The following is a 14,582-nucleotide window of genomic DNA, read 5'->3' as shown; positions in this document are numbered from 1 at the left end:
GGTCAGTCATAACTTCTTAATACTGACTATTGCGAATTTTTAGAAAATAAAGTTCTTTGAAAGGAATAACGCAACATGATAATGGAAAGCAGACGAAGTTTTGGCTTGTTATTGACGATTGTCGCAACGTTTGCGATCGCACCATTAATAGCCATTATGTATTATACATTTGTCCATGATGGTCTAGTTGATGTTTCACAATTTAGTAGCATGTTTGCTAATGAAAGATTATGGCAGACTTTGGGCAACTCATTATTATTAGGTGTATTGGTTATTTTAGGTACGACGATATTAGCATTGCCTATGGCATTCATTCGCACGAAAACAACTTTACAAAAATATGATTGGCTAGATATTGTCCTAACGATTCCTTTTATGACACCCCCTTATATCGGTTCCATGGGATGGATATTATTTATGCAAAATAATGGATTTTTACAGCAACTAGTGCCAGGCACAGCTTGGTTGTCTGATGCCTTTTTTTCTTTATTTGGCATGGTCATGGTTATGAGTCTACATCTATTTCCTTTTCTATACTTAATGCTGAAAAATACGTTGCTTAGAATAAATGGTTCCTTTTTGGATGCTGCACTTATTTTCGGACGTAGCTCTTTGCGCAACTGGCTACAAGTAATACTGCCGTTACTTATTTCTAGTTATGTTCTTGGGGTATTGTTAATTTTCATTAAAACGCTAGCGGAATTCGGGACGCCTGCTACGTTTGGAAGCCGTATCGGTTTTCATGTTTTTACGACAGAAATTCATGCTTATCTTTCAAGGTGGCCAGTAGATATTCGAATGGCTACATCGCTTTCTGTATTTTTGCTTTCCGTATGTCTTATTATCTGGTATTTTCAAAATCTTATCGGACGAAAGTTTACATATAGCGTACTTTCAGGAAAAACGCCCGCTGCACGTGAAATAAAAGATAAATGGTTTATCCAATTGGGATCATGGTTTTATGTAGGTTTTGTATTATTGTTTGCAATCGGTATTCCTTACTTTTCAATAATTGTAACCTCGCTACAAAAAGTAAGGGGAGACGGTTTACGTGCAGGCAATTTCACATTAGCGTCTTATCAGGCTGTCTTTACTAGTGGTAGCGCTGGCTTAACGGCATTTTTAAATAGCGTTGTTTTTTCAATACTTACAGCAGTGATTACAGCGATAATTGGTTTATTTATTGCCCTTTACATTAAAAAGGGAGAAACGAAAAAGCAACAACTATTAGATTTCTTTAGTCTAATGCCGAATATTATTCCTGGTATCGTCTTTGTTGTCGGCTTAATTATGTTTTGGAATGCCCCATGGTTACCAGCAACCATTTACAATACAAAGGCGATGGTTGTTGTGACTTATTGTGTGCTGTTCTTACCCTACGCTGTGCAATATACAAAATCCTCACTATCACAGCTAGATCAATCTATTTTCCAATCAGCTGCGATTTTTGGACGCAATAGTTGGGACGTGTATCGAGCTATCATCATCCCCCTGCTAATGCAAGGAATACTTGCTGGTATGATGATGACATTTATTATTTCAATGCGCGAACTAGTCGCGGGTCTCCTTATTTTGCCTCCTTCAGTTGAGACAGGCGCAACATTTATTTACAGCCAATTTGAACAAGGCAATGTTGGGATAGGAATGGCTGTTGCAGTTATTACAGTCGCGATGACCGTTGTTTTTATGTTCCTATTAAATTGGCTTCAAAGATGGGGAGGACATGTACGTGCTTAATGTAGAGATTTTAGGAGGGGTTGGAGAGTACGGACGAAATTGCTTTTATCTCGAAAAGGACGGACGAGCGATATTACTTGATTGTGGTGTCATGAATAATCGGGAAAAAACGATGCCAACCTTAACTCCCGCTCATGTGGCAAAACTTGATGCTGTGTTTATTTCTCATTCGCATATTGATCATGTCGGCGCGCTTCCTTTACTGGAACAGTGGGGTTACAATGGTCAACTAATTATGAGTGAGATGACAGCAAAACAATTAAAACACGCTTATCCAAACATTCAAACCTTTTCACCAGAATCGATTGGTTATTGGTTACATATTAATCAGCATCTTTCTTTTCAATGGGGTTTTAGTGGGCATCTAATAGGAAGTGTTTGGTACAGCATTCGATTTTTGGGGGAGGTGATATTTTTTTCGGGAGACTATGTTTTAGATTCCTATCTATTAAAGGCGAATCTTCCGTATGAGGATTGTGGGAAGTATAACGTCGCGTTTATCGATAGTGGGCATGTTGAAAAGACCATTAAGAACGAAGAAGTATTGCAACAAATAGTGGAGTTTATTTGTACGAACGCTAGTAGACCGATTATTTTCCCTTCGTCCTTTTCAGGCAAAACGGCTGATATTGCAATTTATCTTTTTGCGCATAGTACAAGAAAAGTGTGTATTGATCATCAGTTGTTCCCATTGTTTGAAGATTACTATGCAGCACCTGAAAATGTGGTACCTACTCCGATATTGCCGTTGTTTAGAAGTGAATGTTTACAAGAGAAGACTGTGGAGGAGAATGCAATTTATTTTGTTCCAGAGCGAGAGGAAGCAACAATATCGCAACTACTCAAAAATAGTCCATCAGCAATTGTTATCTTTACAGGATATTTGAATAAAGCTAGTTATACTCAACCATTAGCACCCCAACAAGTAAAACAGTTTTTTTACAAAACACATCCGGATTATGAGGATATTATTGCCCTGTCCAAGCACATAAATGCTGAGAAAACCATTTATTTTCACAGCCATTTTACAAATGAAGAAACAACACTATTAACTTTAATCGGAAAAGAGGCGGATATAGGATGAATCATTTTAAAAGAGTTGCACTGAAATTGGTCGTAATGGCCATGGTACTGGGCACGCTTGGCCTATTGAATACAGTACAAGCGAAAGCAGCATTGGAGCCTAGCCATGAGATTAAATATAATTTGCGAACGGATTTATTTAATGAATCAGCCATTTTAAAACTTTTTGCAGCAACGAAAAAAGATGAAGTAAAGATTTACTATTTCGATACAAATAATAAAAATTTTTTAAATGCAGACTATAACAACCGTTTACGTGTCTATAAAGATAGCACGAAAATCGATATTACGTATAAAAAGAGATTTCTGAATACACCGCTTGACGAAGCACTAGCAATCACCAAAAGCCACGGCTTTACAGGGGATGAATCTAACTATAAGTTTGAAATGGATATTAAGGGGGGAAATCGTACATTTACAATTAGTCGCAAAGAATCGTTAAAAGCAACGACTAAAGTTTCTTTCGATGCAGTGGATGAAAATGCTGCGAAAAAAATGATTTTAGATAATGTTCCAAAGAAAATTTTAAATTGGGATTCGGCAACATGGTATAACAACACGTTATCGCAAGCCATCGTGTATGGGCCTGCCAATGCAACAACCTATAAAGGAAGTTATGCAGGCTATGAGGCTGATATCGAGGTTTGGCATTATCAAGGGGATGTTATGATAGAACTATCTACTAAAGAAGACGACGCCACAAAAGCTGCAGTAATTGAGCAAGTATGGCATGATCAGCTAGCAGCAGTTGGATATCTTAGTGCGGATCAGCGTGGAAAAACAGCCTTTGTAATGGAGCAATAAGAATACCCGCGAAGTGAGAGGTTTTACCCGCGGAACAAGGTAAAATACCCGCGAAGTGAGAGGTTTTACCCGCGGAACAAAGTGAAATACCCGCGAAGTAAGAGGTTTTACCCGCGGAACAAGGTGAAATACCGGCGAAGTGAGAGGTTTTACCCGCGGAACAAGGTAAAATACCCGCGAAGTGAGAGTTTACCCGCGGAACAAGGTAAAATACCCGCGAAGTAAGAGGTTTTACCCGCGGAACAAGGTGAAATACCCGCGAAGTGAGAGTTTACCCGCGGAACAAGGTAAAATACCCGCGAAGTAAGAGGTTTTACCCGCGGAACAAAGTGAAATACTCGCGGAGTGGAGAGGTTTACCCGCGGAACAAGGTAAAATACCGGCGAAGTGAGAGTTTACCCGCGGAACAAGGTAAAATACTCGCGAAGTGAGAGGTTTTACCCGCGGAACAAAGACAAATACCCGCGAAGAACGAGGACCTGCAATAATATTGTTAAATACGGATAATAAAAAAATTTCGTGATACGTTCACGGGATTTTTTTGTTAATTTACGGCTTTAAAGTAAGTATGGATAAGGAACAGCCTAGTAGGTAATAAATATCGTGTTGACTATGGAGTGAATTGGTCAAAGCGTGAAAATAAAACCTATAAACTTTGTTCTAACTTTTTTAATTTAGCTTACACTTACTATAGGACGAACTTTGTGTGGAGTAAGGGGGAAATAACATAGCGAAAAAAATGGGAGTTGTGGCACTACTAATATTTGGTGCCTACGTTCTGGGCATGTATTGGTATATATTTCATAGTGGTGGTGGCACAATACCGCGAGCGTTTCAAGGCTCCGTTGCGGACCCAGTTATGTTTATGTCTGAAAAAGAACTAAACTTAAGTCTGGAATATTCGAAGATACGAAATTTCTTATTTTTTGTAGTAACACCATTTGAATGGCTTGCTTATATTGTGATTTTGTTAATGGGTGTTTCTCGCTATTTTGAAAAAGTTTCGACGTCCCAAACGAAAAGGAAGCCGTTACAAAATGCTGCCTATTTATTTTTATTATCGTTTTTGTTGTATGTAGTCCTTTTCCCAATTGAATACTATCGTTACTATTTAAGTAAAAGCTATGGCATTAGCACTCAAGCTTTTCCGTCTTGGATGCGTGATGGTGTCATTGATTTTTGGGTTAACTTTGGCATGACTTTTATTATCGTATCCGTTCTTTATTGGCTTATGAAAAAGAGTGCCAAGAGATGGTGGCTATATGCGTGGATATTAACGATTCCCTTTACAATTTTTGTAATGTTTATTCAGCCCGTTGTAATTGATCCGTTATACAATGATTTTTATCCGCTAAAAAACAAGGAGCTAGAAACGAAAATATTAGCAATAGCAGAACAAGCGGATATTCCGGCAGAGCATGTGTATGAAGTGAATATGGCTCAAAAGACCAATGCATTAAATGCTTATGTGACGGGTATTGGTAGTAATTCACGAATTGTGCTGTGGGATACGACGTTAAATCGTTTAACAGATAATGAAATTTTATTTATTATGGCACATGAGATGGGGCATTATGTTGAGAAACATATTTACTTTGGCATTGCGGGTTATTTATTAATGACCTTAGTCGGGCTTTGGATAACAGCGAAAATTATGCGGTGGGTAATAGCCCGTTACGGACATGCATTAAAAATTACAAAAATAAGTGACATCAATTCTTTGCCACTATTTTTACTTATTACATCCTTTTTATTATTTGCTTCGAGCCCTTTATCGAATTTTATATCAAGATATCAGGAAACGCGAGCCGATCAATATGCCATATCAATGATGGACGATCGTCAGGCAGCTGTAACGGCATTCCAAAAGCTTACCATATCAGGATTAAGTGAAGTGAACCCACCGCTTCTTGTGAAATGGTTCCGCTATACGCATCCAACCATGCTTGACCGCATTATGAAAGTAGCGGAAACCGAAAAACCAATCAAAGAAAAGCCGATAAAAGAAGAACAGAAAAAAACGAGGTAATGATGGAAGTTTAATAATCCACAATTGCCGAGGTTTTTCAGACGAATAAATTGGGTATTCTAACGATAAGTTGATCAAAATTTGTTCGTTTTAGAATGGTAGGGGAGTTTATGCGCAATATTGTTATTATAACGCTTGCATCCATTTTAATGGCATTTGCTTATAATTTTTTATTAATACCGCATGAGATTTTAAGTGGTGGATTAAGTGGGATTGCCATTATGCTTGGCATCGTAACGCCGTTGAATACAGGTGTGTTAAATCTTTTATTAAACTTGCCCTTGCTTATATTAGGTGTAATGAAGTTAGGGAAACGTTTTATTGCTTATACAATTCTTTCAGTTGCGGTGATGTCTATCGCCTTGTTAATTATTCCGATTTATAAGGCAACACAGGAACCGATTTTAGCTTCCTTATTTGGTGGGGTTATTGTGGGCCTTTGTGTAGGTTTGATTTTTCGCGCATCTGGCTCCTCAGGTGGCTTTGATATTATTGCGATGTTGTTGAGTCGCAAAAGGGATTTTCCACTGGGGGTACTTATTTCAGCTATGAACGGGGTCGTAGTAGCGATTTCAGGTTTTGTTTTTAGTTGGGATGCCGCTTTGCTGACGCTCGTTTCGATATATGCCACTGGAAAAGTTGTTGATACCATCCATACGAGTAATATTAAACTGACGCTAATGATTATTACTAGCAACGGTGAAGATGTGAAACAACAACTGTTAGCTAGGCTGCATCGAGGGATTACGATGATGGATGCGAAAGGTGGCTATTCAGGAGAAGGGCGAAAAGTGCTGATTACCGTCATTACACGTTATCAGCTTGCTGAAGTGAAAAGCCTAATAAAAGAAGCAGATGCAAAAGCGTTTGTGAATATTTTGCAAACAACAGAAGTGATTGGTATGTTTGACCGCGGTTCCAAATGATAGGAAAGTTCAATCATTTGCAAAAAATGTATTTTAAAAACACACGTAATTGATTATAATATAATCGAACGTGTGTTTTTAAATTTTTGTTGAAGAAAGGAGTAAATATGCAAAAAGATAGCATTCATTCGTATTGTTTAAAACTTCGTGGCACAACGCATGATTACAAGGACGAATGGCAGGCTGATCGCTATCATATCGGTGGCAAAATGTTTGCCATGATGGGCGGGGATGCAACGAGAAAGCCGATTATTACGTTAAAATGTGCACCTAGTCGTGCAGAAGAATTAAGAGAATCCTATGAAGGCATTATTCCAGGGTACTATATGAACAAAACACACTGGAATTCTATTTATTTAGATGCCAATATACCGAACGAGTTACTTGAACATTTAATTCAGCATTCCTACGAGCTCGTATTCGAAAAGCTAACAAAAAAAGCACAACAGGAAATAGGCATTTGAGTGCCAGTCACGCAAACAATTCTCAAGAGTTATAGCCTTGTTCACCATAAGGTTGTAGCTCTTCAAGCCATTTTTGTTCAAGCTTTTCGAGTTCTTTTTTGGCATCAAAAAATCCCTCTTCTTTCTGCTTCAAATACTCCACTACTTCGAGCTGAAAGGCATCCGTACCAAATGTATTGTAATCTGCTTGTAACGCTTTATTTGTATACGTATTTGTCTTTAGCATAAACTGAAAGCCATTTAGGCGCTTTAAGTTATTGAAGCTACCAACAAACACTTTGCCATTTTGTTTGTTCGTCATGGTAAAAACGCCTGCTTCAATTTTCATTTCTTTATAAAGTTCTTTTAATTCTTTTTTGTGGTCCATTCATAACCCTACTTTCTTATTTTTTTACCCAATATGCACTACCATCATCCTGACGATCCATAAATCCATATTGAATTAAATAGCGACGAATTTGTACATAATCCTCATACATCGGCTGGATAATTGCATTAAGTTCCTTTTCTGTATAGTGTGTTGACTCATCAAGAAGCTTTGTAATGGCACGGAGCACAACAATTTTATGTTTTTCTCGTTTTGGAAAGCGGACAAGCTCCTGCCCAATGCCATGAGGGAAGTATTTAGCCAGTAGCTGTTGTTCTTCGGCCAAGGTGATGTTATAGCGATCATCCACCATCGTAGCTGTTTTGTGAATAGGGACAAAAGGTTCTTCCTTTTGACCTTGTTCTTTTAATAGTTCCATCATGGCAAGAAATGTTTTAGCCTGACGTTCTTTTTCTTTTAAGGCAAAACGGTGGTGACGAATCGTTGTGGCACTGCCAATGGCAAGCTCTTCTTTAATGGCCTGATCGGTTTTACCTTCGTAAAATAAACGCAAAATGTGACTTTGATGGTCCGTTAAGCCTGTCATTTTTTTATTTAATCCATTTAAGTAGTGAAAAACAGATTGGTGTGCAGCCGAAATATGATGTTGCATAAATTTTTTTGCTTCATACAGGACATTTTCATGTGGATATATAATCCCTTTTTCAATTTTCTCTCCACAAAGAAGGCAAGTGTAGTGTGTATCTTCATCTGTGTAGCCTTGTTTAATGTCCTCGATAGAAGCCTGCCAAAATAATTGGTTTAGATCCATATGGAACCTCCTTTAAAAAACAAACGTATTTAATTTTTGTTTGCTTATTTATATTTAAAATAACAAAACGTTTGTTAAAAAGCAATAAAAAATACACACCGCATTTATCGCCGATGTGTATCTTAAATGAAACCTAGTGATTTTTCTTTTTGAAAATAATAATTGATAATAGAGCAAGGAGAACAATAGTTATTAAAATAATTATATAACTTGTAGTTAGGCTAACAGCATGGCCATTTAGCTCATAAGTAATACCATAATTCAGCTTATAGCTTTCCACATGCTCCGTCGGAACGCCATCAAAAACTTTCGCAATCGAGCTTTCCATAAAGGCATTTCGCAATAGTAATGTAGTATGACTAATTGGAAAATACATGATTAGTTGTTGAGCAAAGCTAGGGAGGACGCCAACAGGGACATAAACACCACATAAAAAACCGAGTACTGTACCAACGATTGTACTTAATGTAGAAAAGGCATTTTGCGTGCTAACAAATAATACAAGAAACATATTAAATACGCTCGCAAGGAATACGGATAATAAAAGTATGCCAATCACGTTGATGAAGGCGCTAAAACTAAGTAGCTCTCCGCCAGTTGATACAATGAAAATCTCACAGCCTATTAGCGCTACGAAGGAGAACAGACAACCGATAATAAAAGCGTTCAATACATAGCTCATGTGAATCGTTGCACGAGAAATAGGAGCTGTGAGAAAATCTGCAGTTGCTTTTGACTCCATATCGCGCACCGCAATGGCAAATGCACCTAAAGTTGTCGTAACCGCCATCATTGATAATAGACCAGCAACAAGCCATTCATTGACCATTGTAATCAACTCAGGAGTAGCCTCTGTTACTTGCTCAATCGCATCCACCTGCATTTTTTGGAGAAAAATCGCGTAAAGAACAATCACAATAATGACGGAAAGCAGAGAGAAAAAGACTTGGGTTTTATCTCTTCTAAAAACTTTACTATTGCGCTGTATTAAGCTTATCATTGCTTCCATTTGTACCATCTCCTTGTGCCATGATATGAAGAAAGACATCATCCATCGTGCCCTTCATAACTTCAAAAGAGGCTAATAGGGGCTCGGCACTTTTTAAAAGTGTAAGTGCTGTCAGTGTAGAGCTAACTCGAACATAGAAAATGCCTAGCTTTTCTGTGTACGGTAAGGTATTTTCCTTAAGCCACTTCAGCCCTAATGAACGATCATGAAATACAAGTGCCATCTGGTCGTAGGCATATTTTGTTTTTAAGGCATCAGGGGTTCCTTCAGCGACAATACGACCTTGTTTTAAGACAATCACCTGATGCGCCACGGCAGCTTCTTCCATATAGTGCGTAGTTAAAAATACGGTCATATTTGTTTCAGCCTGAAGTTGTTTGATTGCTTGCCAAACAAATTGGCGTGTTTGGGGGTCGAGACCAGTTGTAGGCTCGTCTAAAAATAAAATTTGTGGCCGATGAATAAGTGCCCGAGCGATATCCGCGCGTCTTTTTTGGCCGCCTGATAATGTCCCGTATTTTTGCAGTTCAATATCATCTAAATGTAAATAGGTTGAGACGAATTGATAATTTTTTGTCAGCTGTGCTTTCGATAAGCCATATGTTTTGCCACGGTGCAGGATATTTTCTCGAACGGTTAATCGGTCATCTAGGAGGCTTTGCTGAAAAACAACGCCGATAGATTTGCGTATTTTTGCATTATGTGATTTATCATCAAGTGTATAACCGTTAATCGTAACGGTACCACTAGATTTTTGTAGTAGTGTACATAAAATTTCGATGGTCGTCGATTTACCGGCGCCATTAGCACCTAAAAATGCAAAGAGGGAGCCCTGCTCCACCTTGAAAGAAATTCCTTTTACAGCTAAATGCTCGCCATAGTGCTTTTGTAAGTGGTCAACTTGAATGGCAAATGTCATATTCGTCTATTCCTTTCTTTTTTGGATTTGATTATTGATTTCTTCAATATCGTTTTTTTGCAGTACATATAAAATGCACCATACGATGGAGTAAATGATAATTTCCGCTACAAGCACATACAGTATGCTCGAGTGCTCAAACCAATGCCCAAAATTACCAGCAATCATTACGCAACATGTCACAGCAATAAAATGTGCAATGAGCTGAATAGAAAATGCTAAACGTTCTATTTCAAAGATGAGGGATAGTGAACCTATTACAACGCCAAGTATGGCGGCTATGATTATTTGTTCGAAAAGTTCTGCTCCTACTATTGTTGAATGATTCGACATAACACTTATTGTTACTAAAATGTAGGATGAGCTTAGGGAAATCAGTAGTCCAATTATCATCATGCGTAATATTTTCATATTATAATTCCCTCCCTATACCTAATTGGCGTTTTAATTCTTTTAAATATTTTCGGCTAACATGAATGGATACATCATTTTCAAGCAGTAACTCTGTTGCGCCAATTTTACCCATTTGAATAGATGAAATTTTATTGATATTGACGAGCGTCGATTTGCTAACTCTTGCAAAGTCTTTTGCTAATTGGGCTTCTAGCTCATATAACTTGCGTTTGGACTCAAATTCTTGCTCCTCTGTCTGCAAAAAAACTTTTGCCCCTTCAGCATAAACCGAATAAATATCTGTGATTTTGATTAGATGAATTTCCTGTTGTAAATAGCCATCAAGCATGGTTGTTTGGACTGCTTGTAATTGCTTCATTAATTTTTCAATATGTTCGTTGTATTCTTTGGCATGTATATGAATCTCTGTTTCTTCTAGCGCACTATTAATGGTTAAATGAATTTTCATTGGAGGCCTCCTTTGGTAATCGTATTACCTCATCTCCCGTAAAAGAAAAAGGCATTTATGTACTGAATCAGCTTAATATTAATGTAGCATAGAAATTTTTAACGAAGGCTAAATGTTTAACAAGTGGTAAAAATTAATGACTAACAGGTTTGTTTTATACAATAACGGCAACTAACATTAATTATTTCCATTGCATTTATATTTTTTGAATATTCAAAATTGTTTTGGTGACAGGCACGTTGAGTAAAAGGCATGAGTAGTAAATTGGGGATGTTCACGTCATAATAGAACTATTCATTCTTGAGGGGTTGCTAGCAATGTTTACATTTTATAAGCAGATGTTCCTAACACTATGTATAGGGTTGTTAGGAGCGCTTTTATTTCAACTTTTACATATTCCGATGCCGTGGTTGTTAGGGGCTATTGCCGCTGTACTTTGCGTGCAGTTATTTACAAACATACAGTTGCGATGGCATCGTTATTTCCGCAATATTGGATTAGTCGTGGCGGGCTACTCCATTGGATTTGCTTTTACTAAAGAAGCCATTCAGGATATTCAACAGTTTTTAGGCAGTATAATTGTGCTAAATATAATTTTTACTATTTTATTTTTTGCCATCAGTTTTTTAGTTGCAAGGCGTACGGATTTAGATTTTTCCACTGCGCTCACATGTTGTGTACCAGGAGGCATGACACAAATTATTGCATTTGCCGAGGAGCAAGGCAATATGAATATGGCTGTCATTACGTTTTATCAGGTATTGCGAGTCCTTTTAATCGTTGGCTTTGTGCCATTAATGGTGACAGGCACTGGTGAAAATCTTGTCACGGTAGATGGAGTCTTTTCTTGGCAGTTGCTAACTTTACTACTTATTTGCGGCTTAGCCGGGTGGCTTGCTCAAAAGGTAAAAATTCCAACGGGCTATATGTTAGGACCGGTATTTTTATTAATGGGGTTGAATATAGCAGAAGTTGCTGTGCCAAAGATGCCATTATCATTGCTGCATATAGCACAGCTAGTAATCGGTATTTATATTGGTCTTTTATTGAAAAAGGAAGATTTACATTTATCAAAGAAGCATGTATTTTATGCTTTTGCGTCAGCAAGTCTTTTTATCGGTGCTGCTTATGTTTTATCTTTTGTGATGAAACATTTGTATAGCCTTGATTTCCGTACAGGATTTTTAAGTATTGTACCAGGAGGACTCGATCAAATGGGCATTATAGCCGCTTCTGTACATGCAAATGTAACTATTGTGACCGCTTTTCAGCTATTTAGGGTATTGATAGTATCTGTCTTTCTTGTCCCATTGGTAAAGGTGTTTGTCAAAAAGGTGAAAGTTCATGATTAGAGAATAAAAAAGATTGTCCATGCGTTCCCGCGATGAACAATCTTTTGGCCTCAATATTTAAACTGATGAATTAAGTTTTGAAGTGTTTCGGCATTTTTTGTAAGTGTTGTAGCTGCGTTATTAATGTCTTCCATAGAGTAAAGATTTGTCTCGGCAATTTGGGTCACGACTTTTGATTGTTCGCGTGCATCAACCGCAATTTCAGCCATGATTTGGGTAGAGGCATTGGCTTGTTCAATACGTGCATATAGCTCCTCTGCAATACCCGAAACTTCCTGAATTTTATGTGTGACTACCGCTACTTTTGTTGTAATGTTCTCAAATGCGCTATTTGTTGTACGCACTATTTCTACACTTGAAGCGGCTTCTTTTTCACTTTGTTGCATATAGTCGCTTGCTTCTTTTGCTAATTGTTGCATTGTATGAATAGTCTCGGTAATTTGAGCGGCAGATGTTTTAGATTGCTCGGCTAATTTACGAACTTCCTCTGCTACAACAGCAAAGCCTTTGCCATGTTCTCCAGCACGTGCAGCTTCTATAGATGCATTTAAAGCAAGTAAGTTTGTTTGATCGGCTATAGCATGAATAACCTCTACAATGTCTCCAATTGTATTGGCGTGTTTATCCAATGCTACGATTGAATTGACGCTTTGTAAGACGGCTTCCGTCATAGCATGCATTTGAGTTTGCATAGCATGTGCGGTTTTTTCGCCATGTTTCGCCGTATCAAATGCTTCTGAAGCTTGAGATGAAACTTCCATATTTGTTTCCGTTACAAGCTGAATACCGCCTGCAATATCCTGCATGGCTTCTGCATTTTCATTGGCGCTTTGTTTTTGGGTGCTTGCACCGCTTGCTAATTCTTGCATATTGGCTGTTAGTTGTTCCGTTGTTCTTGTTGTAGAGCCTGCTGTTGCAGAAAGCTCAGCAGATGATGCCGAGACTTCATTGGCTGTTTCATCAACTTGTTGCATCATTTTTCGGAGTGTTGCAAGCATTGCATTAAAGGATGTAGCAAGATCTCCGATTTCATCTTTCGTTGTTACAACTAACTGTTGCGTTAAATCGCCTTCGCCAGCTGAAATGGTTTCCAACTGCCTATTTAAACGCTTTAAAGGCTTAACAATATTACGCACAAGCAATGTTCCAGCAATGACAGCGATAATTGCTGCAATGATGGCAACAACCGCCATTTTAAGAAGCATTTTTTGTTCGATAGCATTGATTTCAGAGGAGGGAACACCAGCGAAAATCATACCTATCGTTTCTCCATTCGCATTTTGAATGGGTCCATACTGTGTAAAATAAGGTTTGCCAACTACATCAGCTGCTCCTTTGTAAAGACTTCCTTGTGTAAGCACTGCTTCTGTCACTTTAGGATCGGCAGTTGTGCCAATCGCACGTTGTCCATCAACCTGTATATTCGTGTTAACTCGTGTATCTTGAGCAAAAATAGTAATAGCTGCGTGGGATAATTCTCCTAATTTATCAATTAATGCAGTTTCTTCTGCTATTTTAGCGTCACCTTTGTACAGCTCCCCATTTTTTAAATGCCATTCGCCAGGTAATGCCTGATCTAAATTATAAACACTTAAATCATAGATTTGACTAAGACGTGCTTTATTTTCTGCTTCAATGGTCGTTTTCATTTCGCTTGTATTGACAATACCAACAGCAATTAAAACAAATAAAATAACTGTTACAATCAATAAGCTCATTTTCATTTGCATCGTTAAATTTTTCATAGATTCCCTCCACGTTTTTGTCCACATAAATAGACAGCAAGTATTGCAAAGTAACTTGCTGTAATTGTATGTATTTCAGGAAAACATTGTATTTTTACTAGTATATAATTACTTACGCTATTTGTATATTTCAAAATTAAATATAATTAGTGACATTTAGATTATTTCATTGCTAAATAGTGGAATTTTGCAATGATGGTTGTTCCAGTTGTGGAAATTGAACATTCCCAAATTATATGGAATATGGTATGCTATACCTAACTAATTTGAACGGAGGTGAAAAGGAATGAATTTAAACGCTACGAGAACAGGTGGAAATATAGATATAGCTATTTATTTTACACGTGTTCAAACTTTCGATTTTGCTAACAACGGGATAAGTCTGTCTATTTTTAAGCAAAATCAAATACTAAACGTAGCGAATTAACCATTCTTTTTCACATATATTGAAGGAAAAGACTGCTTGTTAATTGAGCAGTCTTTTTTGTTGTCTAGAGATGTTTTTTCGCGCGT

Annotated in this window: 15 protein-coding genes; 8 read left to right on the top strand and 7 right to left on the bottom strand. The window is 37.7% G+C overall.

Annotated features, from left to right (window positions below):
- Nucleotides 1–75: 75 nt before the first annotated feature.
- From LS41612_RS15890 to LS41612_RS15865, 6 genes are all read left to right on the top strand, one after another.
- Entirely contained in the window at nucleotides 76–1,737 is a 1,662-nt protein-coding gene (locus LS41612_RS15890) for an ABC transporter permease (RefSeq protein ID WP_024362381.1), read from the top strand.
- Entirely contained in the window at nucleotides 1,730–2,821 is a 1,092-nt protein-coding gene (locus tag LS41612_RS15885; protein WP_024362380.1) for an MBL fold metallo-hydrolase, read from the top strand. Before LS41612_RS15890 ends, LS41612_RS15885 begins: the two co-directional genes overlap by 8 nt.
- The gene (locus LS41612_RS15880; RefSeq protein WP_024362379.1) at nucleotides 2,818–3,624 is read left to right on the top strand and encodes a hypothetical protein; all 807 of its coding nucleotides are present in this window, start codon (nucleotides 2,818–2,820) and stop codon (nucleotides 3,622–3,624) included. Before LS41612_RS15885 ends, LS41612_RS15880 begins: the two co-directional genes overlap by 4 nt.
- A 727-nt stretch (nucleotides 3,625–4,351) precedes the next feature.
- Complete coding sequence (locus tag LS41612_RS15875) at nucleotides 4,352–5,653, top strand: M48 family metallopeptidase (RefSeq protein WP_024362378.1); 1,302 nt, start codon at nucleotides 4,352–4,354, stop codon at nucleotides 5,651–5,653.
- Nucleotides 5,654–5,763: 110 nt separating this feature from the next.
- Nucleotides 5,764–6,579: a YitT family protein gene (locus LS41612_RS15870; protein ID WP_024362377.1), complete on the top strand. Its 816-nt coding sequence runs from the start codon at nucleotides 5,764–5,766 to the stop codon at nucleotides 6,577–6,579.
- A gap of 107 nt (nucleotides 6,580–6,686) precedes the next feature.
- Nucleotides 6,687–7,043 (top strand): MmcQ/YjbR family DNA-binding protein, encoded by a 357-nt coding sequence (locus LS41612_RS15865; RefSeq protein WP_024362376.1) that lies wholly within the window; start codon nucleotides 6,687–6,689, stop codon nucleotides 7,041–7,043.
- Nucleotides 7,044–7,065: 22 nt separating this feature from the next.
- Here the strand turns inward: LS41612_RS15865 and LS41612_RS15860 are convergent, their stop codons facing one another.
- From LS41612_RS15860 to LS41612_RS15835, 6 genes are all read right to left on the bottom strand, one after another.
- Nucleotides 7,066–7,410, bottom strand: a complete 345-nt coding sequence (locus LS41612_RS15860; RefSeq protein ID WP_024362375.1) for a GIY-YIG nuclease family protein — start codon at nucleotides 7,408–7,410, stop codon at nucleotides 7,066–7,068.
- Between the two features lie 16 nt (nucleotides 7,411–7,426).
- Entirely contained in the window at nucleotides 7,427–8,182 is a 756-nt protein-coding gene (locus LS41612_RS15855; RefSeq protein WP_024362374.1) for a DUF2087 domain-containing protein, read from the bottom strand.
- 133 nt (nucleotides 8,183–8,315) lie between these two features.
- Nucleotides 8,316–9,191, bottom strand: coding sequence for an ABC transporter permease (locus tag LS41612_RS15850; RefSeq protein WP_024362373.1), 876 nt, complete (start codon nucleotides 9,189–9,191; stop codon nucleotides 8,316–8,318).
- Nucleotides 9,157–10,110 (bottom strand): ABC transporter ATP-binding protein, encoded by a 954-nt coding sequence (locus tag LS41612_RS15845; RefSeq protein WP_024362372.1) that lies wholly within the window; start codon nucleotides 10,108–10,110, stop codon nucleotides 9,157–9,159. The genes LS41612_RS15850 and LS41612_RS15845 overlap by 35 nt, the downstream gene beginning before the upstream one ends.
- A 6-nt stretch (nucleotides 10,111–10,116) precedes the next feature.
- Nucleotides 10,117–10,521: a DUF3021 domain-containing protein gene (locus LS41612_RS15840; RefSeq protein WP_024362371.1), complete on the bottom strand. Its 405-nt coding sequence runs from the start codon at nucleotides 10,519–10,521 to the stop codon at nucleotides 10,117–10,119.
- Between the two features lies 1 nt (nucleotide 10,522).
- Nucleotides 10,523–10,972: a LytTR family DNA-binding domain-containing protein gene (locus LS41612_RS15835; RefSeq protein ID WP_024362370.1), complete on the bottom strand. Its 450-nt coding sequence runs from the start codon at nucleotides 10,970–10,972 to the stop codon at nucleotides 10,523–10,525.
- Nucleotides 10,973–11,289: 317 nt separating this feature from the next.
- On the opposite strand from LS41612_RS15835, the gene LS41612_RS15830 reads away from it, so the two are divergent.
- Nucleotides 11,290–12,324 (top strand): AbrB family protein, encoded by a 1,035-nt coding sequence (locus tag LS41612_RS15830; RefSeq protein WP_024362369.1) that lies wholly within the window; start codon nucleotides 11,290–11,292, stop codon nucleotides 12,322–12,324.
- Nucleotides 12,325–12,374: 50 nt separating this feature from the next.
- Here LS41612_RS15830 and LS41612_RS15825 read toward each other — a convergent pair whose 3' ends face one another.
- Complete coding sequence (locus LS41612_RS15825) at nucleotides 12,375–14,069, bottom strand: methyl-accepting chemotaxis protein (protein ID WP_024362368.1); 1,695 nt, start codon at nucleotides 14,067–14,069, stop codon at nucleotides 12,375–12,377.
- A 286-nt stretch (nucleotides 14,070–14,355) separates the two neighbouring features.
- Between LS41612_RS15825 and LS41612_RS23785 the strand changes: the two genes are divergently transcribed.
- Nucleotides 14,356–14,496 carry an RAxF-45 family protein gene (locus LS41612_RS23785; RefSeq protein WP_279633374.1) on the top strand — a complete coding sequence of 47 codons (141 nt, stop codon included), beginning with the start codon at nucleotides 14,356–14,358 and terminating at the stop codon, nucleotides 14,494–14,496.
- The last annotated feature ends 86 nt before the right edge of the window (nucleotides 14,497–14,582 follow it).

The sequence above is a fragment of the Lysinibacillus sphaericus genome (assembly GCF_002982115.1).
In the GTDB taxonomy this organism is placed as follows: Bacteria; Bacillota; Bacilli; order Bacillales_A; family Planococcaceae; genus Lysinibacillus; species Lysinibacillus sphaericus.
Note: the sequence above shows the minus strand (reverse complement) of the source record. Positions and strands in the feature narration are given on the sequence as shown.